Origin of the sequence: Streptomyces sp. NPDC102259 (assembly GCF_044766465.1) — a bacterium.
In the GTDB taxonomy this organism is placed as follows: Bacteria; Actinomycetota; Actinomycetes; order Streptomycetales; family Streptomycetaceae; genus Streptomyces.
Genome location: NZ_JBIWMA010000020.1, coordinates 67,609 through 87,359, shown reverse-complemented (window position 1 = coordinate 87,359; position 19,751 = coordinate 67,609). Strand labels below are relative to the sequence as shown.

Below are 19,751 nucleotides of genomic sequence, written 5' to 3'. Positions count from 1 at the left end.
GTGATCAGCACGACAGGAGGCGGAGCCCGCGCAGCAGCGCCGGACCCTCGATGCAACAGCGGGCCGACACCGGCCCGTTCGGCGCTCAGAGGAGCGCCGGGTCACCAATCCGTGTGTGGCGCGATGCCGTCCCGGTAGTCATCGCCGCACAACGTAGCCCACCGGACGGGACCGATTCCAGCCCCTCAAGTCCACAGAGCTGTTCGCGAGGATGATCTCGGTCAACGGTCAGCGACCGCGTGGGACACCACCAGCTTCCCCGTCGGTGCCCGGCACGGCGTGATGGGGGAGGCGTGATGGAGGCGAGGCGAGGCGAAGCCCAGGGGCAGCTCGGCTTGTGCCAGGCGCGCGGCCCGGATCTCGGTGCGGTCGTGGTTCGGGCCGCGAGGCGAACGCCGGACGGATCTCAGGAGAGTGGCCAGTTGCGCAGGGCTGCGTCGGCCAGCTCCTGGAGCTCGTCGCGGCCGACACCGCTCGCGGCCTGTACGGCGATCCCGTAGGCGATGGTGGTGACGTAGCGGGCCAGTAGCCCGGGATCGGTGTCCGTAGGCAGGTCGCCGTCGTCGACGGCTCGCTGGAAGCGCTCTTTGACGCGGGAGTAGCCGTTGTTGCGCCAGGTGACGAGGAGGTCGCGGATCTCCTGCCCGGAGTCGCTGGCGGTGAGGGCGCCGTGGACGCCCAGGCACCCGTGGGGATTGGCGGGGCGGGTGGTGGTTCGCACGGTGCCGGCCAGGATCGCGGTGGCGACGCCCAGGGCGGTCGGCTCCTCCATGGCTTGGGCCAGGTACGCGCTCGGGCCTTCGGCGTAGCGCTCCAGGGCCTTGCGGAACAGCTTCTCCTTGTTGCCGAACGCTGCGTACATGCTGGTGGTGGAGATGCCCATCGCGGTCGTCAGGTTGGCGGTGCTGGCCCCCTCGTAGCCATGCTTCCAGAAGACCAGCATGGCGCGCTCAAGAGCCTCGTCGGCGTCGAATCCTCGCGGCCGGCCGATGGGGCCGCTCTGTTTTGTCTCCACTTCCCCAGCCTACTCCTTCTGCAGCGATCGCTGCGGAAGTGCTACGTTCGACTTCTGCAGCGATCGATGCGGAAGTCGGAGGGGATACTCACGTGGACTGATCGAGGGGAAGACCGCGCTCGTTACCGGGGGGCAGCGCCGGCATCGGCCTGGCACGAGCTGCTCGTCGATGTGACGAGAGCGCGGCGCATGCGTCAGGCGTGATTCCGATCGGCGGGATATCCGCTCCAGCGAAGGCCGGCACGGCGAGGCCGTGGAGGGCGTCGCGTCCCTCTCATCCACATTCGGTTGCGGCTCCGATCCGGAGCTGCCCCACATAGGGGTCACCTCATGTCCGACAGTGATCTGCGCGCGTTCTACCTGCGCTACATCGAGGCGCTCAACGCCCACAAGTTCGACGGGATGGACGAGTTCATCGACGACCGGACCACCCTGAACGGTGAGCCGGCCACCCGGGACGACCTCATCACGGTTCAGAAGCACGACGTGGACGCGGTTCCGGACCTCCACTGGGAGTTGAAGGAACTGCTCTTCGACGCTGACCGTCTGGCTGCGCGCCTGGTCAACACCGGCACCCCGGTGAAGGAATGGCTCGGTGTGGCTCCCACCGGCGCCTCGTTCGAGATCGTCGAGTACGCCATCTACCAGGTCCGCGACGGGCGGTTCGTGCAGATGACCGCCCTGCACGACGCCGGCGAACTTCTCCGCCAGCTGACCGGCTGACCTCCCAGATCGGACCGGTAGCTCAAAGAACACTCCGGACACCGCCAACGGCCCACCCGGGCCGCATAATTCGCGAGGATACGCAATGACCATCACGCTGATCACCGGAGCCAACAAGGGCATCGGTTTCGAGACCGCCAAACAGCTTGTGGCGTTGGGCCACGTCGTCTACATCGGCGCCCGGGATGTCGAGCGAGGCGAGAAGGCGGCGGCAGCGCTCGGCGCACGATTCGTGCAGCTCGACGTGACCGACGACGCGTCGGTGAGCAACGCACTGGCGACGATCGACTCGGCCGAGGGCCGGCTCGACGTCCTGGTGAACAACGCGGGCATCTTGGGAGACGGAGTCACCGACGGTCCCACGGCTCTCAGGGCCTTCGACACCAATGCGGTGGGAATCGTGCGCGTCACGGAGGCGGCGCTGCCCCTCCTGCGTAAATCATCGAACCCCGTCGCGGTCACCGTTTCGAGCAGCGCCGGATCGTTCTGGGCAGTCACCAATCCGGACCGGCCGGAATTCAACTTGCCGTTGGCGCTCTACTCCGCCTCCAAGTCCGCAGCCACCATGCTTACGGTCCAGTACGCCAAGTCCCAGCCGGGCATCAAGTTCAACGCGGTCGAGCCCGGCACCACCGCGACGGACCTGACCGCGGCGTTCGGCATCGGAAGGGAGCCGGAGACGAGTGCCAGGGTCGTCGTACGTTTGGCGACTCTCGACGCGGACGGCCCGACGGGAACCTTCCAGGACGAGAACGGGGAAGTGCCCTGGTAGCCGTGCAGCTCGACGTGACCGACGACGCTCGTCGTCCGTTCACACGGCCGCCACGCCGGTCCGGGATCTGCCGAAAGCGGCCCGTAGCCCTGGCCGGCCGCAATCGTGAGCTACGACGACGCCTGCCCGGCATCGTAGGAGGCGAAGACGCTTCCTCTGTGATCGGCGTGCACACCACGTGCGCGGCGGGGAAGAAGGGCGGGGATGCGCGCTGCTCGACGAAAGGTCGCCCCCGATGGGGCGGAGGTGCCGGGAGGCCGCATACTCGGTGATCGTCGCGGGGCCGTGGGGCCCCGCACGCCGGGCGGGTTGAAGGGTGCTGGGGGATATGACCGACGTGAACGATCTGGCCGCTGTGGATGTGGTGGAGGATCCTGCCGTACCGCAGCGCCAAGGCGGCGCTCTGGCGCGGTGGTTGCTCCGGCACCGGGTGCAGGCGGTCAATCCTGCGGCGGAGGCCGGCGCCGGCGAGTCTCATGCCTGGTGGAAGGTGATGTGCCTGACCGGCGTCGACTACTTCTCCAGCCTGGCCTACGTGCCGGCCATCGCCGCCCTCGCGGCCGGCGCGGTCTCACCGCTGGCCACGCTTCTGCTCGTGGTCCTCACCCTGCTGGGAATGCTGCCGATGTACCGGCGGGTGGCCGGGGAGAGCCCGCACGGGGCCGGATCGGTGGCGATGCTGGAGGATCTGCTGCCGTTCTGGCGGGGCAAACTGTTCGTCCTGGTCCTGCTCGGGTTCGTGGTGACCTCGTGGATCATCACGATCACCCTGTCCGCGGCCGACGCCTCCGTGCACATGGTGGAGAGCTCCTACGCCCCGCACGCCCTGCAAGGCCACGAGGTCGTCATCACCGTGGCGCTTCTGCTGCTCCTCGGCGGGGTGTTCCTGCTCGGGTTCAGCGAAGCCGTGAGCGTGGCCATCCCCCTGGTCGCCGTCTTCCTCCTGCTCAACGCGGTGACCATCGGCGTCGGCCTGATGGACGTGTTCACCAGCCCGGACGCCTTCTCGGCATGGACCGGCGCACTCACCGAAGGCCGGGGCTTCGGCGACCTGGCCGAGCCCGCGCTGCTGGCCTTCCCCCTGCTGGTGCTGGGGCTGTCCGGATTCGAGACCGGGGTGAGCATGATGCCGCTCATCTCCGCCGAGGGCGAGACCGCCGAGCAGAGGCTGAAGTCCCGCATCCGCAACGCCCGCAGACTGCTCACGACGGCCGCACTCGTCATGAGCGTCTACCTGCTGGCCGCGAGCCTCGTGACCACCGTCCTCATCCCGCACAAGGAGTTCGAGGCGGGCGGCGCGGCCAACGGCCGGGCCCTGGCCTGGCTGGCCCACGAACACGTCGGGGAAGCCTTCGGCACCGCCTACGACATCAGCACCATCCTCATCCTCTGGTTCGCCGGGGCCTCCGCGATGGCCGGACTGGTGAACATCGTCCCGCGCTACCTCCCCGCCTACGGCATGGCCCCCGAATGGGGCCGCGCGGTGCGCCCCGTCGTGCTGGTCTACACGGCCCTGTGCGTCATCATCACCATCGCCTTCGACGCCGACATCGACGCCCAGGCCGGCGCCTACGCCACGGGCATCCTCGCCATGATGGTCTCCGGCGCCTTCGCCGTCACCGTCTCCGCGCTGCGCCGCCGTCAGCGCGCCCTGGCCGTCGGATTCGCCGTGCTCACGGCGGTACTGCTCTACGCGCTGGTGGCCAACATCATCGACAAGCCGGACGGCATCACCATCTCGGCGATGTTCATCGTCGGCATCATCACCATCTCGCTGATCTCGCGCATCTCACGTACCACCGAACTACGCGCGGACAAGATCGTGTTCGACGAGACAGCCCGCCGGTTCATCTCCGACACCCTCACCCACGACAACGCCATCAACGTCATCGCCAACCGCCGCGAGGCCGGAGACGCCGCCGAGTACGCGGACAAGGAACGCGAGCAGCGTGCCACCAACCCGGTGCCCGGCCTCGCCGACGTCCTGTTCCTGGAGATCGACGTCGTCGACCCCTCCGACTTCAGCGAGACCCTCACCGTCCACGGCGTCGAGATCGACGGACACCGAATCCTGCGAGCCGCGGCCCCCGCCGCACCGAACGCCATCGCCGCGATCCTTCTCACCCTGCACGAGACCACCGGCGTCCAGCCGCACTGCTACTTCGCCTGGGCCGAAGGCAGCCCCCTGACACACATGTTCCGCTACTTCCTCCTCGGCCGCGGCGACACCGCCCCCGTCACCCGCGAGATCATCCGACGGCACCAACCCGACCCCGCCCGCCGCCCGGGCATCCACGTCGCAGGCTGACAGCCTCGGGGGACGCCATCTCAATTGCGACGTTGTGTCCTTCAACCCCCGGCCCGCGTAAGGCGGGAGGCGCCCGGGAACGCTGCGTGCGCTCAGCCCTTCGGCCCGGGGTCGAAGGTCGAAGGCCGAAGGTCGGAGAGTCGGCGGGACGCAGGTCCGGTCGCGTGCGCGAGCGCCAGGGCCGAAGCGACGAGGCGATCGCCTGGTACGCAGGCACCCTCCCGGCCTTCGGCCGCCTGGACGGAAGTCGGCGTACGCGTCACTCGGCCAGCATCACGCCCAGGATCAGCAGGAGCGTCACCGGCAGAAGTGTGATCGCCAGTGCCGCTCCACCCGCCAGGATGCGGAACGTTCTGAACGTGCGGCGGTGAGGAACGGCCCAGGCCGCGGCGAACAGTGCGAGGGCCCAGTAGAGCGCTGCTCCGTACTGGCCCATGCCCGCCTGCGCCCGGATCGCGCTGTACTCCAGGGCGAGCACCGGCAGGCCGAGCGCGGAGGCAACCAGCGGGATCCTCCACCAGGTCGGGTGGTCGGGTCGGCGCTGAGGCGCGGCGTTGTGCGTCGTCATGAGAGCCACTTCATCAGCGTCGGCCGCCGCCGGCATCGGGGCGGGTACTCATGTGCGAGGCGTGTGCCGTCTGAGTAGGGAGCCCCTGTAGCTTCCCGCCCCTGGCCACCGCCCCGGCCCGCAACTGCCGAACACCGGCCGGAGACCATGGATCCGCACGACTTGTACAGGATCGACGATTACGGCACCGTCGGGCGCCATCGGCCCGACGGCAAGGACGTCGGCCAACCCGGTCGGCGTGCCGCCGACGGGAACTTCACTGCGCGTGCTGGTAGGCCGAGTAGGTGAGGTAGCCGTTGTCGCCGCCCTGGAAGTACGTGGCCTCGTCGGCCGGAGCGATCGGCAGACCGGTGCGCAGTCGCTCCACCAGGTCGGGGTTGGCGATGAAGGCACGTCCGAAGCTGATGAGATCGGCTCCGAGGCCCAGCCAGTGGTCCGCTTCGGCACGGCCGGTCTGCTTGGGGCCCAGTGGCAGCACCGGGTTCATGACCAGAGTTCCCGGCCAGGCCCGACGCAGCCCGAGCAGCGTCTCCTCGTCGACCGTGGCCTCGAGATGCACATAGGCCAGGTCGAGCCGGGACAACTCGCCGAGGAGCGCGGTGTAGTGCTCGGCGACATCGGTTTCCTCGATGCCCCAGAAGGGGCCGCCAGGAGAGAGCCGGATCCCGGTCCGGTCCGCGCCGACGGCCTCGGCGGTCGCGGCGACCGCCTCCACGGCGAACCGGATCCGGTTGGTCACCGAACCGCCGTAACGGTCCGTGCGCAGGTTGGCGTTGGCCGAGAGGAACTGTGAGATCAGATAGCCGTTGGCACCGTGCAGTTCAACACCGTCGAAACCGGCGTCGACGGCACGGCGCGCGGCCTCCGCGTACGACCGGACGTGCTCGGGCACCTCGGCCGTGTCCAGGGCGCGGGGAACCGGCGCCGGCTGGGGGCCGGTGGGCGTGAACACCTCGCCGACGGCCGCGACGGCCGAGGGGCCGACGGGCCGCATGCCGGTGGTGTCGGGGTGCGACACCCGTCCGCCGTGCATGATCTGGGCGAAGATCCGTCCGCCGTTGGCGTGCACCGCGTCGGTCACCGGGCGCCAGGACGCCACCTGGTCGTCGGTGTGCAGCCCCGGAGTGCCCGGGTTGGACTGGCCGATCAGGCTCGGCTGCACGCCCTCGCTGACGATCAGACCGGCGGTGGCCCGCTGGGCGTAGTAACGCGCCATGGACGGCGTCGCCAGACCGCCCGCGGCGGCCCGGACCCGAGTCATCGGGGCCATCACCACCCGGTTGGGCAGCGCCAGATCGCCGAGCCGGTAGCCGGTGAAGAGGGTCGTCACGTCATGTCTCCTTCGTGATCCGTCGCCCGGATGCCGGGCACGCCCGCTACGCTAAAACCTGACATTGATGTGAGAGGCAAGGGTTGTGCTCCGGATCACAACGGGGAAGGCGGGGCGGCATGCGTATCGGGGAGCTCGCGGCGCGAGCCGGAGTCAGCGTCCGGTCCCTGCGCTACTACGAGGAACAGGGCCTGCTCGCCAGCGCGCGCAGTGCCAGCGGGCAACGGCACTACACCGAGGCCCACGTCGAGCGGGTCGCGTTCCTCCAGCGGATGTACACCGCCGGGCTGTCCAGCCGGACCATCGCCGAACTCCTGCCGTGCGTCGACTCGCCCAGCGAGGAGAACGCCGACGCCGCGCTGATCCGGATGGCCGAGGAGCGCGAACGGCTCTCCGATCACATCGCCGACCTCGCCCACACCCGCGACGCCCTCGACGTGTTGATGGCCACGAACCGGGCCCACCGCGCGCGCCTGAACTCACCCGCGACGGGCTGAGCCCGAGGGGCGAGCCGGCGGCTCTCCCCGGCCGCGCACCACGAGATCCGGCACACCGCAGGTGTTGACGACACCTCCGTCGCATAACCTCGTGGGTGCAGACGTCGGATGCCATGGACATCCACTTCGAGGAGGCGATGGTGCTCGGTAGGGGCAAGCGTGTGCTCACGGGTGCCCTGATCGTGGCCTGCCTGGTGATCGTGGGGTCCAGAACACCGAGCGGTGGTCCCTCCGCCGGGTCGCGGTCCGGCGAAGCCGTCAGGCATGCCGTGCCGAACCGGGTCATGACGTGGAACATCTGTAATCCCTGCGAGGAGAACAACGCTGACCGGGCGGCGGAGATCGCGAGGTACGCGCCCCAGGTCATCGGTCTGCAAGAAGCATGTACGCGTGACGTCGAGAGCATCCGGGACCATCTGGAGAGGCTCCACGGGCTGGTCTACCACGTCGAGTACGGGATGGTTCTTCGGAGTTGGGGGCGCTGCGGGGGAGCGCCGTGGAGTCCGGGCGCCTACGGAGAGGCGATCCTCTCGGCGGCCCCGATGACGGACGTGGTCAGCGAGGAATACCCCGACGGCGGATCCGAAGACCGTGGATACATGGCAGTCACCACCGCCGTGGGCGGTCGGTCCATCCGGGTCTTCAACACGCACCTCGCCGAACGACGTCAAGAGGCGGTCCGGGCGGAGCAGGTCGGCGTACTGTCCGCAGTCGTCGCCCGGCACCAACGCGCCATCGTTCTCGGCGACTTCAACGCCGTGCCGGACGCCCCCGAACTCACCAAGATGTGGGCACTGGCCGCGGACGCGGACCCGCAGTGCCGTTCCGGGGCCGCCGGCGACTGCCGGCCTACCACCGACTGGCAGAGCAAGTTCGACTACGTCTTCCTGCGGGGTGTCGCCCCGCTCGGGCACGGCGTGTATCCGACCCCGTACTCGGACCACCACCTGTTCCGCGCCGACCTGGACACGACGTGAGCGGGGATGCCGGCCTGCTCGACCGATGATCGCGAGAGCCGGCGACCGGGCCGGTGCCACTCGGCCACATGCTCGACGGGCGGCCGGGCGGAACGCTTGTCGCGGTTGATCACGTCGAAGGCGGGACCACTGTCGAGCCGGGGCCGGACGAGGGTACGGACCGGGACGGATCCTCGCCGGTCCAGCCACGGGTGACCTCCCGGCTGCGCGGCCCGGTGCTCGCCGGTCGATCTTCCCTCGATCGTTCCTCGCCATCTCGCCATCTCGCCATCTCGCCGTGGCGTCGTCCGGTCCGGCATCTTGGCAGGTCAGGGCTGGGGACGTCCCGTCATGACGTCATTTCCGCGATACCGATGGTGTCCGCGCGCCGCACGGCCCACTCTCGTCCCATCACCTGCCCCACACAGCCAGTGCGGGCACGCCGTACGACCACATGCACGGCCCAGCCCGTCCGAGCTTCCCCCGCAGGCCACTTGAACGCCGGTCAGGGGGCGGACAGATCCGGCAGAGCCGGACAGACTCTGACAGAGCCGGACGACGTCGATCGACCTACGAAAGGAACAGCTCGCAGCTATGGGAAGACTCGCGTTCCTCGCGCATTCCGAGAACGAGAACACACGGCACCGGGGCGCCCTCCGCGCCACGACAGGGTGGCGGATCCGGATCGGGACCGTCGCGGCCACCGCGGCGATGGTCTCGGCCGGCATCGTGCTCGGCGCCGGACCGGCAGCGGCGGCGCCGGCCGCGATCAAGCTGACCTCCGTGTCCTGCCCCAACGAGATCGTGCAGGGCCAACTGAGCGGCTGTGTCACGGAGTTGCAGAACCTGCTCAACGCGCATGGCGCGGGTCTGGTGGTGGACGGCCAGTTCGGGCCGAGCACGCTCTACGCGGTCCGTGAGTACCAGGCCGCCACCGCGATCGCCGTGGACGGGCGGGTGGGCCCGGCGACCAAGAGCAAGTTGTACGCCACCGGCGGCTCGGCGCCCGCACCCGTCAACCTCCAGTCCTCCTCGTGCCCCGCGAACGTCGTGCAGGGCGACAAGGGCGGATGCGTCAGCGAACTCCAGCGGCTGCTGCGCCACCACGGTTACGCGGTCGACGTGGACGGCGACTTCGGCGCCGGGACGGCGAGCGCCGTCCGCGGCTTCCAGTCCTCCCACGGTCTCACGGCCGACGGACAGGTCGGCACGAACACCAAGCGAGCCCTCTACGACACCGACGAGTCACCGTCGACGAGCGTGGACCTGAGGTCGGCGTCCTGCCCGGCGAACATCGTGGAGGGGGAGAGCGGCGGCTGCGTCGCCACGCTCCAGGCTCTGCTGAACGGCAAGGGCCAACAGCTCGCCGTCGACGGAGAGTTCGGCCCCGCGACCCTGTCGGCCGTCAAGGCGTTCCAGTCCGCGAGCGGTCTCATCGCCGACGGTCAGGTCGGTCCGAACACCAAGGCGGCCCTGTACGCGAACATCGGCGGTGGCGGTGGCAACGGCGCACCCGCGCCGATCAACCTGAACTCCGCCTCGTGCCCGAACGAGATCGTGCAGGGGCAACGCAGCGGCTGTGTCACCGAGTTGCAGAGCCTGCTCAACCACCATGGTGCCGATCTCGCCGTCGACGGCGACTTCGGTGCGCTCACCGACAGCGCCGTCAGGGACTTCCAGTCCGAGAAGGGCCTCTCGGTCGACGGTCATGTGGGACCGAATACCAAGGCGGCACTGTACGGCGCGGTCACCCCGCCCTCGTCGCCCCCGCCCGGCGGCGGGTACGGCAAGATCCTCGACGTGGCCGCGGCCGAGGCCGGCACGGTCGAGGGCAGCGCCCGCGCGAACAGCTACGGGTCGTCCGTGGGCCTTTCGCTGTCCACCAGCGACTACGCCTGGTGCGCGACCTTCGTGAGCTGGGTGGCCAAGCAGACCGGGGCCACCTCCTACCGCAACTCCTACGTCTCGGGCTGGGTCAACCAGGCACGGGCCGGCAACTACCACCTGTCGGTGACGACCGACCCGCAGCCGGGCGACATCGTGGCCTTCGACTGGGACGGCGGCAGCGACTTCACCGGCGGCAACGAGCACATAGGCATCGTGCGGACGGTCTCCGGGTCGTCCCTCACCACCGTCGAGGGCAATACGAGCAACCCCAACGGTGGCAGCGACGGCGTCTACGTCAAGTCCCGTGGCACCAACAACGGTTACGACGTGGTCTTCATCAGGGTCCGCTGATCGGCTCCCGCCCCTACCCGCCGTCCCACCGGTCGCGACGCCGAACTGGTGGGACGGGGGAGTGGCTCGTGCGGAGGGTGGCCGGTCCATCGGAGTGCCTGGAGGGGCACGGTCGCGATCCGTGAACGAGCCGGTGCGTCGAGGTAGACCTGTTCGCCGGTACGGCGCCTGTCTGGAACCCTGGCTTTCGCGGCGATCGACGAGGTGGGGGCGGGGCGGGGCCAGCGCCCTCGGACCGCGCCTGTGTCTCCGTGGGCGGCTTTGCGGTCCGCGACGGGCCGAGCGACGCCGATGCCCCGTCGCGGTGCCGGGCGCCGAGAGCTCGGAGAGCCCGCATCCTTGATCGAGTTGAAAGGGTTCAACTCCATTTCCCTACAGTCGAATTGAGTCGTACTCCCAGATTCCCGCTGGTCGCCTGATCAACGCGGAGAAAACCTGTGCACACTCATTGACGCGCGTCTCTCGTGCCCCCTACGTTCACGGCCGTGAATCGATTCACCTTCTACCTTAGGGGCCGTAGTGATCAGTAGAAGGAACATCCTCGCGGGCACCGCAGCCACAGTGGCCGCGGGGACCGCGGGACTTGCGGGGACCGCGCCGGCCGCGGCCGCTGCCACCGCGCCACGTGCGAGCAAGGGTGCCTTGCGTCCGACCGCTACGACCGTCGAGTACGTCCGACAGGCACTGGGCCTCGACGCGGCCAGGCCGCGCCTGAGCTGGCCGTTGACCGCGACCGGTTCGGGCCGGCGGCAGAGCGCCTACCAGGTGCGCGTCGCGTCGAGCGCGGCCGGCCTGTCCCACCCGGACGTGTGGGACAGCGGCAAGGTCGTCTCGGCCGACTCCGCGCTGGTCCCGTACGCCGGACCTCGACTCAAGCCGCGTACCCGCTACTTCTGGTCGGTGCGGGTCTGGGACGTCGACGCAGGTGTCTCGGGGTGGAGTCCGCCGTCGTGGTGGGAGACCGGCCTGATGGACGCGTCCCAGTGGACCGCGCGGTGGATATCCGCTCCCGTGTCTCTCACCGACGCCCCTTCCCTGGAAGGCAGTTCGTGGATCTGGTACCCCCAGGGCGACCCGGCGACCGGTGTGCCGGCGGGTACCCGCTGGTTCCGCCGCACCATCGCCCTCCCGGACGACATCACCGCGGCCACGCTGGTGATCAGCGCCGACAACGTCTACGCCGTCTCCGTCAACGGCGTCGAGGTCGCACGCACCGACCTGGCCACGGACTTCGAGGGCTGGCGCCACCCCGCCGTCATCGACGTCCTCGCCGAGGTGCGCTCCGGAGCGAACACCCTGGCCGTCTCGGCCACCAACGGCACGGACGGCCCGGCCGGACTGGTCGGTGTCCTCGCCCTCACCACGGCCTCCGGAGAGCAGAGGGTCGTCACCGACGGCTCGTGGAAGGCCGTCGACCAGGAGCCGGCCGACGGCTGGCGCGCGCAGGACTTCGACGACAGTGAGTGGCAGGCCGCCAAGGTGGCCGCCGCCTGGGGAGCCGGCCCGTGGGGCCGGGTCGTGCCGGTGCTGTCCGCCGCCAACCAGCTCCGCCACGAGTTCCGGCTGCCGCGCAAGAAGGTGCGCCGTGCCCGCCTGTACGCCACGGCGCTCGGCCTGTACGAGGCCCACCTCAACGGCACGCGCGTGGGACGGGACCAACTCGCCCCGGGCTGGACCGACTACCGCAAGCGGGTGCAGTACCAGACCTTCGACGTCACCAGCTCCGTCCGCCCCGGGGCCAACGCGATCGGGGCCTACCTGGCCCCCGGTTGGTACGCGGGCAACGTCGGCATGTTCGGGCCGCACCAGTACGGCGAACACCCCGCGCTGCTCGCGCAGTTGGAGGTCGAGTACGCCGACGGGAGCGGCGAGCGCATCACGTCCGGGCCCGACTGGCGTGCCGCCTCGGGGCCGATCGTCTCCGCGGACCTGCTGTCGGGCGAGACGTACGACGCGCGCAGGGAGACGGCCGGGTGGACCTCACCGGGCTTCGACGACGGCGCATGGCTCGCGGTACGGGAGTCGGACAACGATGTCCCCGGGCGGATCGTCGCGCAGGTGGACGGTCCCGTACGCATCGCCGGGGAACTCCGCGCCCGGACGGTCACCCAGCCCGAGCCGGGCGTCTTCGTCTTCGACCTGGGCCAGAACATGGTCGGATCGGTCCGGCTGCGCGTGTCGGGCGAGGCGGGAACCACGGTGCGGCTGCGGCACGCGGAGGTCCTGAACCCCGACGGCACGATCTACACCGCCAACCTGCGGACGGCCGCGGCGACGGACACGTACACCCTGAAGGGGAGCGGTACGGAGGTCTACGAGCCGCGTTTCACCTTCCACGGTTTCCGCTACGTCGAGGTGACCGGATTCCCCGGCACGCCGCCGGCGACGGCCCTGACCGGGCGGGTCATGCACACCTCCGCGCCGTTCACCTTCACGTTCGAGACCGATGTGCCGATGCTCAACCAGCTGCACAGCAACATCACTTGGGGGCAGCGTGGCAACTTCCTCTCCGTGCCGACGGACACTCCGGCCCGTGACGAACGGCTCGGCTGGACCGGTGACATCAACGTTTTCGCGCCCACGGCCGCCTACACGATGGAGTCGGCCCGCTTCCTCGGCAAATGGCTGGTCGACCTCCGCGACGGGCAGACGTCCGACGGCGCGTTCACGGACGTGGCACCCATGGTCGGCACCGTCGGCAACGGCGTCGCGGGCTGGGGGGACGCGGGAGTCACGGTCCCCTGGGCCCTGTTCCGGGCGTACGGGGACCGGCAGGTCCTCGCCGACGCCTGGCCTTCCATCCAGTCCTGGCTGCGCTACCTGGAGAAGAACAGCGACGGCCTGCTGCGGCCGGCCACGGGATACGGCGACTGGCTGAACGTGTCGGACGAGACGCCCAAGGACGTCGTCGCGACCGCCTACTTCGCGCACAGCGCCGACCTCGGGGCGAGGATCGCGGGGGAGCTGGGCGAGGACCCCGCGCCCTGGACCGACCTCTTCGCCCGCGTGCGCAGGGCGTTCGAGACCGCGTACGTGGCGGCCGACGGCAAGGTGAAGGGGGACACACAGACCGCGTACGTCCTCGCGCTGTCCATGAACCTGGTGCCGGACGCCCTGCGCGCAGCGGCGGCCGACCGTCTCGTCTCCCTCCTCGAAGCGAAGGACTGGCACCTGTCGACCGGCTTTCTCGGCACCCCGCGACTGCTGCCCGTCCTCACCGACACCGGACACACCGACGTCGCCTACCGGCTGCTCCAGCAGCGCACCTTCCCGAGCTGGGGCTACCAGATCGACAAGGGCTCGACCACCATGTGGGAACGCTGGGACTCCATCAGGCCGGACGGCAGCTTCCAGGACGCGGGGATGAACTCCTTCAACCACTACGCCTACGGCTCGGTCGGGGAGTGGATGTACGCCAACATCGCCGGCATCGCCCCCGGCCGGGCGGGCTACCGGCAGATCGTCATCCGCCCGCGTCCCGGCGGCGGCGTCACCTCCGCCAAGGCCACGTTCACCTCCCTCTACGGCCCGGTGTCCACCCAGTGGAAGCAGCGGTCCGGCGGCTTCTCGCTGTCGTGCGGCGTACCGCCGAACACGACCGCGGAGGTGTGGATCCCGACGGACGACCCCGACAGCGTTACGCACACGCACGGAACCTTCGTACGCGCGCAGGACGGCTTCGCCGTGTTCGAGGTCGGGTCGGGGAACCACCGGTTCACCGTGTGACCTACGCGCGGTCCGCCCTTCGCGCCGGCACCGCCGGACGGCGAGGGCGGACCGGGCGGGCTGCCGTTGCCGGTCCCGGTGCCTCTGAGCAGTTGGCCGCACGGCATTGCGCCCCGTCGCCGACCTGGTGGTCGTGCGCTGCGGTAGTCGCGTTCTGCGTACGGCCTCTCGCCGCGCGGGCCGCGGTGATTCATCAGCCGGGCAGTGCCCGGGGTTTCCTCCGGGGCCTGCCGGCGGAAACTCCGGTGGCCTCGGCGCACGATCTGGGTAGAGTCGGGCAATGCCCGAGCTGAAGCGGCTGCGTGCCGGCCACGCCCCGGCGGTCCTGGCCTTCGAGCTGGCGAACCGCGCCTACTTCGCTGCCTCGATCTCCGACCGCGGCGACGGCTTCTTCGACCAGTTCACCGACCGGTACAACGCCTCGCTGGCCGAGCAGGAGGCCGGCATCTGCGCCTTCTACGTGCTCGTCACCGAGGACGGCTCGGTACTCGGCAGGTTCAACCTGTACGACTTGGAGGACGGCACCGCCCGACTCGGCTACCGGGTCGCGGAGCGGGTCGCCGGGCGCGGCGTGGCGACCGCGACCGTCCGGGAGCTGTGCCGGATGGCGACAGCGGTGCACGGCCTGCGCACACTGCGGGCGGCCACCTCCCACGACAACGCCGCGTCCCGGAGAGTCTTGGGCAAGGCCGAGTTCGTCGCGGTCGGCCCTGCCGCCCCGGCCGATCTCGGTGGCAGGTCAGGCACTTGGTACCAGCGCGACCTCCAGCCATAGACCTTGATCTGGCTCGCGGGTCGGCTGCGGGAAGCTGCGGCCACCAGTGAACATCGGTGTGTGCAGACTGACGATCTTGCGGTGGCCGCAGGTCATGGCGTAGACCCTGCTCGGCCTCCGCGTGGTCGAAGGTGTACCGACTCTTCGACGGCGCCCCGGGCGAGCCCTCAGCGCACGGCGCTTCCGACGCCCGGGGCGTGTACGTCGGCCAGCGTGGTGGCCAGGGACTGCCAGACATGGGAAGCCAGATCGAGGTTGCGGGCGTCCGTCGCCTGTTGTCCGAGGCGGTGCAGGGCCGCGACGCCCTGGTCGACCCGGCCCTCCAGAATCATCAGCCGGCCCTCCAGGACCGCCAGCCGTACCCGGTCCCCGTGCGGGAGCCGGAGTTCCCCGTCCGAGGACAACGCGCAGCACAGGGACCGGGCCTCGTCCAACCGGCCCTGGTGGAAGGCGAGATGGGCCCGCAAGGCGCGCACCTCCTGCAACTGGGCCGGGGTGCCGATGAGTTCGAGGACCACGCCGGCCTCGCCGAGCCACCGCTCGGCCGCCGCCACGCGCGGCGGTGACATCTGGAGTGCGGCGGCCGTCGCCGCCGTACGCAGCCGGGTCCACAGGGCCAGGTCGCCGCCGCCCTGGAGCTGTGCGAGCGCCCCCTCCAGCCGGGACTGGGCGGTCCGGTGGTCGCCCTGCCGGTCGGCGACCACCGAGGCGGTCCACAGCGCCTCGGCGGCCAACTGGGGCGCGGCCGTGGGCAGTAACTCGTTCTCCAGCTCACGTACATGGCGTTCGGCCGCGTCCAGCCGGCCCAGCCCGGTCTCGACGCCGATCAGGACCGTCTGGGCGGCCAGGACGTCGGCGGCCGGCAGCCGCTCGGCGCGTGCGAGGGTGAGCGCGGTGACGGCGGCCGGCTCCGCCGCCCGTGCCCTGCCCAGGGCGCACAGGCAGCGCGCGTACTGCGCATGGGACCGCACCTGGAGGTCGGGCGCCGCTATCAGGTCGCTCAGCTCGATCAGCTCGCGCAGATGAACGCGTTCCTGTTCGTAGTCCCCGCGGCTGTCGCTGATCTGGCCGAGCAGCCACAGCGCCTGCCAGCGGCCGACGGGGTCGTCGTGCTCGTCGTCGCGCACCGCCTGGAGGAGGGCGGCGGCGTTGTCCGTGCCCGGCGGCGCCGAGGTCGCGGAGGCGAGTGCGCGGCCCAGGCAACCGCCCGCGCGCAGCTCGGTCAACGCGGCCACCTCCACGCCGAGTCGCTGCGCCAGATAGCTGACGGCGCGTCCGGTGGGCCGGCGTTTGCCCGATTCCAGGCGGGAGAGGTATCCGGTGGACATGCCCTCACCGACGACCGCAGCCTGGCTCAGGCCTCGCTCCAGCCTGAGCTTCCTCAGCTGTCGGCCGAAGTGCGGCTGCTCAAGCATTTCGCCCTCTGATCCCCTGCGGTCCTTTTGAGTCTTCTGAGCGCCCCGTGTTTCCGAGGCGGCGTCCGGAAGTTGCCCATACTTTAGGGAGGCTCGGCTATGTGGGCAACACGGTTGTGCACCCGAGATTGCCCCTGCCATTTGCCATGGCCTCCTGCTGCGTCGACTTTCGGAACGGCCGGACGGTGGATCCTGAATGGCTGAAATCGCCCCATGGCCAAAAGAGTTGGCAAGGTGCGCGCTGGGATAGGCAAACACTTGCCAGGGCAGGTTGTCCGGCCATAGCCTCCGAGCTGCCGACCTGATGCGATATCGCCCCAGCCCGGTGGTGGCCGCGGGAAAGTGAATAATTGACAACGTTGTTTCGTGGGGTCGCCGGAAAGGGCTGGATGCATCGAAACCCCCACATGTATAGAGGGAAAGACGGTATGTCCGTGGTGACCACCAGCATCACCGCCTCATCCACCGCCGTCGTCAAGGCGGGCGCCGGCGTGAACCGCCGCCGCACCTACACGGCCCATGTGTGCCCGAAGGACATGACCATCACGGCCGCGGAAGCGGATTTCGCGGCACAGTTCGGGGCGAGCCCCGGCGAGATATGCGACCGCGCGCTGAGCGATCTGCTTCGGGCAGGCGCGCCCGAGCGACTGCGTCATCGTTTCACCGACCTTTCCGAGGGCCGCGCGAGCTGCTTCACGGAGCGGGTGGCCGGCCGGCACGGCAGCGGCCGTGTCTTCGCCGCGGACCTGACGGCCGTAGCGGTCACCGGCGCGGCCGGGCCGGCCGGACTGGTTCTCCTGCTGCGGCCCCTGGGGGAGGCGGACGAGCCGCACCCCCGCGAACTGACCCTCAGCGAACTCGACGCGCGCGTCCTGGAGGGGGTGGCGGGTGGTGCGTCGACCGTGCAGATGGCCGGTCGCCTGTACCTGAGCCGTCAGGGCGTCGAGTACCGCGTGCGCCTCCTGTTGCGCCGCTTCGACGCCCCCAACCGGCCCGCCCTGGTGGCCCGCGCTCATACGCTCGGCCTGTTCGCGCCGGGCCCGTGGCCCCCGCGGGTGCTGCCGGATCTCATCGAGTAGCGCGGGCGACGGGGGACATGAGGCGGGTGGTGCCCACCGCCGGGTCCGCCCCACTGCCCCGGCGGGCACGCGCCGGTCAGGGGGCGGCGTCCGGTGCGTGCTCTCCGGGGCCCCTGCTCGAAGCGCGCGGGTGAGTGCCGGCCGGAAGCCCTCGTACGGCGTGCGATCGGGCTTTCGGCCGGTGACGCGTGCGGGCCTTTCGGGCATCGCGACGGGGCGCGCGGTGCCGGCCGGGGCACCAGCGTCCCTCTTTCGGATCCTGCCGCGGGGCGTGGGTCCGGCAGGGACCTCTGCCGCGTTGTCGTCACTCGCCGATACTCCGCATCGACTCCCTCCCCGTCCCCCGTCCTGCGTCAGCACGCACCGGATCCCGCTCGGACCGGCCGAAAGGCAGTGCCTCCGAGCGCGACAGGATCCAGAGGAAAGGACCTAGGCCGCCGAGAGCTGCCAGGCCTCCCGGAAGCGCAGCCGGGCCCGGTGCAGCCGAGACCGTACGGTGCCCACCGGCAGTGACAGGACACGAGCCATCTCCTCCTCGTTGAGGCCGTAGGCGCGCAGGGTGAGGACCTGGCGGTGGGAGATGGACAGCCGGTCCAGCACATCGCTGATGTGCACGGCGTCCAGCGGGTTCGCCTCCTGCCCCGGATCGACCCGCTGGTACGGACCCTCCTCACCGGCCTGTTTCACCGTGCGCACGGCCTCGCGGACCGTCACCGAACGCACCCAGCCGTAGAACGCGGTCGGCTCCCGCAGGGTGCGTAAACCGCGGTAGACGGCGAGCAGCGCCTCCTGCGTGGCGTCCGCGCCATCGTCGTGTGTGATGGACCGGCACAGTCGTGCGACGTACGGGACGATCCCGGTCAGTAGCTGGTTCATGGCCTGTTCGTCGCCCGCCTGGGCGCGCGGCAGCAGAGCCAGAGGCGTGGGGATGTTGCTGACGTTGCTCATGTCGGCGAAGCGCTCCTTACAGGGGCCGGTGCGGTGAGACGCCTCGGTCCGCCGCCGTGGGGACGAGCTCGACGGCGTCCGCGCAGGCGTCGAGCACCGCGCGGACCCCGTCGCGAAAGGCCCGGACGAACGCCGGGCTGAAACAGGCGGTGAAGTACGGGAACTCGATGGCCAGCCGTCCCTCGAACGCGACGACACAGGCCATCACGGGGCTGCGCCCGGCCGCCGGGAAGTACTGCTCCCGGGCCGGCACCAGCCGGACGTCGGTGGCCTCCAGGCCCTTTGGCAGCCGGGGTCCCGGGACGACGCCCATGTTCGTGGCGATCACCGTCGCCAGTTGCAGCGTGGGGTTGCGCGGAATCTCGGGCGTGATCCGCATCTCGTGATATGGGCCGTCGCCCGCGACGAAGTCGCCGAGCCGGGCGTGGACGGTGCGGGCCAGCTCGACCGGATCCGACTCCGGGGCGACGTCCAGGGTCTGGAGGTGGGTGGTGACGGCGGGCACCATCACCAGGGCGGGCACCGGCGGTGACAGCCGCGAGCGCAGATCGACGGGGGAGAGGCAGCCGAGGGTGCGCGGCCCGTCGCCGGGCAGACACCGGCGCGCCGTCGTCAGCAGGGCCGCGGCGACCAGGGCGTGCACGGACACACCCGCCGCGCGGGCGCTGCGGCGAAGCCGGCCGGTGTGCTCCTCGTCCAGCGTCAGTCGGCACACCTCGATCCGGCCGTCGACGGCGGAGGCCTCCGTGACGTCGTACGCCACCAGCTCCGCCGGATGCCGGCGCGCCTCGGCGGCGCGCAGCTCCAGGTACGCGGCCGTCGCCGCCTCGTCCACCGCGGGCAGCAACTCGCTCACGGGTACCGCCCATCCGGGGGTGCTGTCCGCGGCGCCGGGCCGCTCCTCGCCCTCGGCCAGGGCCCGGTACCGGTCCCAGATCTCGTTGTGCAGGGCGATGCCGCTGTGCCCGTCGACGACGGTGTGATCCACCGAGAGCACGAAGAGGTGGCCGTCCCCCTCGGGCGCGCTCACCAGGACCGCCCGGCTCAGGGGTCCGCCGACGGGCAGCGGCGTGTTCAGCTCCGTCGCGTAGGCATCCTCGGCGGCGCCGGTCCGGGTGCTCAGCCGGGGGCGCCCGGCCTCGTCCAGAAGGTCCAGCGCGAAGCCCTCGCCGTCCGGCACGATGCGGGTCCGCAGCGCCGGATGCGCCTCGGTGACCGCGTCGAACGCGGCCGAGAGGGTCTCGATGTCGAGACGGCCGCGCAGGGTGCAGGAGAGCACCGCTCGGCTTCGCTGCCCGACGTACAGCGTCTCCACCGGACACAACGCACGGCGCATGACCCAGGCCCTCTTTTCGTCCGTTCATTCCCGGAAGCCGTGTGCGCCGACCATCGGTCAGCACC

15 protein-coding genes are annotated in these 19,751 nt (G+C 70.4%); 9 read left to right on the top strand and 6 right to left on the bottom strand.

Annotated elements, in window-relative coordinates:
* Positions 1 to 406: 406 nt before the first annotated feature.
* Positions 407 to 1,015 (bottom strand): TetR/AcrR family transcriptional regulator, encoded by a 609-nt coding sequence (locus tag ACIRPU_RS33950; RefSeq protein ID WP_355710474.1) that lies wholly within the window; start codon positions 1,013 to 1,015, stop codon positions 407 to 409.
* Between the two features lie 330 nt (positions 1,016 to 1,345).
* Between ACIRPU_RS33950 and ACIRPU_RS33945 the strand changes: the two genes are divergently transcribed.
* The 3 genes from ACIRPU_RS33945 (at position 1,346) to ACIRPU_RS33935 (ending at position 4,818) form a co-directional block, all read left to right on the top strand.
* Positions 1,346 to 1,738, top strand: a complete 393-nt coding sequence (locus ACIRPU_RS33945; protein WP_403874273.1) for an ester cyclase — start codon at positions 1,346 to 1,348, stop codon at positions 1,736 to 1,738.
* 85 nt (positions 1,739 to 1,823) lie between these two features.
* The gene (locus ACIRPU_RS33940) at positions 1,824 to 2,510 is read left to right on the top strand and encodes an SDR family NAD(P)-dependent oxidoreductase (protein WP_403874271.1); all 687 of its coding nucleotides are present in this window, start codon (positions 1,824 to 1,826) and stop codon (positions 2,508 to 2,510) included.
* A 328-nt stretch (positions 2,511 to 2,838) separates the two neighbouring features.
* Complete coding sequence (locus tag ACIRPU_RS33935; RefSeq protein WP_403874269.1) at positions 2,839 to 4,818, top strand: amino acid transporter; 1,980 nt, start codon at positions 2,839 to 2,841, stop codon at positions 4,816 to 4,818.
* A 259-nt stretch (positions 4,819 to 5,077) separates the two neighbouring features.
* On the opposite strand, the gene ACIRPU_RS33930 is transcribed toward ACIRPU_RS33935, so the two are convergent.
* Positions 5,078 to 5,386, bottom strand: coding sequence for a hypothetical protein (locus ACIRPU_RS33930; protein ID WP_403874267.1), 309 nt, complete (start codon positions 5,384 to 5,386; stop codon positions 5,078 to 5,080).
* Positions 5,387 to 5,642: 256 nt separating this feature from the next.
* Positions 5,643 to 6,716: an alkene reductase gene (locus ACIRPU_RS33925; RefSeq protein ID WP_403874265.1), complete on the bottom strand. Its 1,074-nt coding sequence runs from the start codon at positions 6,714 to 6,716 to the stop codon at positions 5,643 to 5,645.
* 119 nt (positions 6,717 to 6,835) lie between these two features.
* Here ACIRPU_RS33925 and ACIRPU_RS33920 point away from each other — a divergent pair, with 119 nt between their 5' ends.
* The 5 genes from ACIRPU_RS33920 (at position 6,836) to ACIRPU_RS33900 (ending at position 14,908) form a co-directional block, all read left to right on the top strand.
* On the top strand, positions 6,836 to 7,213 hold the full coding sequence (locus ACIRPU_RS33920) for a MerR family transcriptional regulator (protein WP_403874263.1): 378 nt from the start codon (positions 6,836 to 6,838) through the stop codon (positions 7,211 to 7,213).
* A gap of 137 nt (positions 7,214 to 7,350) precedes the next feature.
* Positions 7,351 to 8,190 (top strand): endonuclease/exonuclease/phosphatase family protein, encoded by an 840-nt coding sequence (locus ACIRPU_RS33915; protein ID WP_403874377.1) that lies wholly within the window; start codon positions 7,351 to 7,353, stop codon positions 8,188 to 8,190.
* 573 nt (positions 8,191 to 8,763) lie between these two features.
* The gene (locus ACIRPU_RS33910) at positions 8,764 to 10,407 is read left to right on the top strand and encodes a peptidoglycan-binding protein (protein ID WP_403874261.1); all 1,644 of its coding nucleotides are present in this window, start codon (positions 8,764 to 8,766) and stop codon (positions 10,405 to 10,407) included.
* A 519-nt stretch (positions 10,408 to 10,926) separates the two neighbouring features.
* Positions 10,927 to 14,133 carry an alpha-L-rhamnosidase gene (locus tag ACIRPU_RS33905; protein WP_403874259.1) on the top strand — a complete coding sequence of 1,069 codons (3,207 nt, stop codon included), beginning with the start codon at positions 10,927 to 10,929 and terminating at the stop codon, positions 14,131 to 14,133.
* Between the two features lie 280 nt (positions 14,134 to 14,413).
* Positions 14,414 to 14,908, top strand: a complete 495-nt coding sequence (locus ACIRPU_RS33900; protein WP_403874257.1) for a GNAT family N-acetyltransferase — start codon at positions 14,414 to 14,416, stop codon at positions 14,906 to 14,908.
* Between the two features lie 167 nt (positions 14,909 to 15,075).
* On the opposite strand, the gene ACIRPU_RS33895 is transcribed toward ACIRPU_RS33900, so the two are convergent.
* On the bottom strand, positions 15,076 to 16,323 hold the full coding sequence (locus ACIRPU_RS33895) for a helix-turn-helix domain-containing protein (protein ID WP_403874255.1): 1,248 nt from the start codon (positions 16,321 to 16,323) through the stop codon (positions 15,076 to 15,078).
* Positions 16,324 to 16,751: 428 nt separating this feature from the next.
* Between ACIRPU_RS33895 and ACIRPU_RS33890 the strand changes: the two genes are divergently transcribed.
* Positions 16,752 to 17,402: a PAS domain-containing protein gene (locus ACIRPU_RS33890; RefSeq protein ID WP_403874253.1), complete on the top strand. Its 651-nt coding sequence runs from the start codon at positions 16,752 to 16,754 to the stop codon at positions 17,400 to 17,402.
* Between the two features lie 429 nt (positions 17,403 to 17,831).
* Here ACIRPU_RS33890 and ACIRPU_RS33885 read toward each other — a convergent pair whose 3' ends face one another.
* Positions 17,832 to 18,350, bottom strand: a complete 519-nt coding sequence (locus ACIRPU_RS33885) for an RNA polymerase sigma factor (protein ID WP_384109921.1) — start codon at positions 18,348 to 18,350, stop codon at positions 17,832 to 17,834.
* A gap of 16 nt (positions 18,351 to 18,366) precedes the next feature.
* On the bottom strand, positions 18,367 to 19,686 hold the full coding sequence (locus ACIRPU_RS33880) for a condensation domain-containing protein (protein WP_403874250.1): 1,320 nt from the start codon (positions 19,684 to 19,686) through the stop codon (positions 18,367 to 18,369).
* Positions 19,687 to 19,751 lie beyond the last annotated feature (65 nt).

What these genes read in the sequence shown, in the direction of transcription:
- ACIRPU_RS33935 (WP_403874269.1), top strand. Translation starts at nt 2,839, where the DNA reads ATGACCGACGTGAACGATCTGGCCGCTGTGGATGTGGTGGAGGATCCT.
- ACIRPU_RS33910 (WP_403874261.1), top strand. Translation starts at nt 8,764, where the DNA reads ATGGGAAGACTCGCGTTCCTCGCGCATTCCGAGAACGAGAACACACGG.
- ACIRPU_RS33885 (WP_384109921.1), bottom strand. Translation starts at nt 18,350, where the DNA reads ATGAGCAACGTCAGCAACATCCCCACGCCTCTGGCTCTGCTGCCGCGC.
- ACIRPU_RS33920 (WP_403874263.1), top strand. Translation starts at nt 6,836, where the DNA reads ATGCGTATCGGGGAGCTCGCGGCGCGAGCCGGAGTCAGCGTCCGGTCC.
- ACIRPU_RS33895 (WP_403874255.1), bottom strand. Translation starts at nt 16,323, where the DNA reads ATGCTTGAGCAGCCGCACTTCGGCCGACAGCTGAGGAAGCTCAGGCTG.
- ACIRPU_RS33930 (WP_403874267.1), bottom strand. Translation starts at nt 5,386, where the DNA reads ATGACGACGCACAACGCCGCGCCTCAGCGCCGACCCGACCACCCGACC.
- ACIRPU_RS33940 (WP_403874271.1), top strand. Translation starts at nt 1,824, where the DNA reads ATGACCATCACGCTGATCACCGGAGCCAACAAGGGCATCGGTTTCGAG.
- ACIRPU_RS33880 (WP_403874250.1), bottom strand. Translation starts at nt 19,686, where the DNA reads ATGCGCCGTGCGTTGTGTCCGGTGGAGACGCTGTACGTCGGGCAGCGA.
- ACIRPU_RS33900 (WP_403874257.1), top strand. Translation starts at nt 14,414, where the DNA reads ATGCCCGAGCTGAAGCGGCTGCGTGCCGGCCACGCCCCGGCGGTCCTG.
- ACIRPU_RS33915 (WP_403874377.1), top strand. Translation starts at nt 7,351, where the DNA reads ATGGTGCTCGGTAGGGGCAAGCGTGTGCTCACGGGTGCCCTGATCGTG.
- ACIRPU_RS33890 (WP_403874253.1), top strand. Translation starts at nt 16,752, where the DNA reads ATGTCCGTGGTGACCACCAGCATCACCGCCTCATCCACCGCCGTCGTC.
- ACIRPU_RS33945 (WP_403874273.1), top strand. Translation starts at nt 1,346, where the DNA reads ATGTCCGACAGTGATCTGCGCGCGTTCTACCTGCGCTACATCGAGGCG.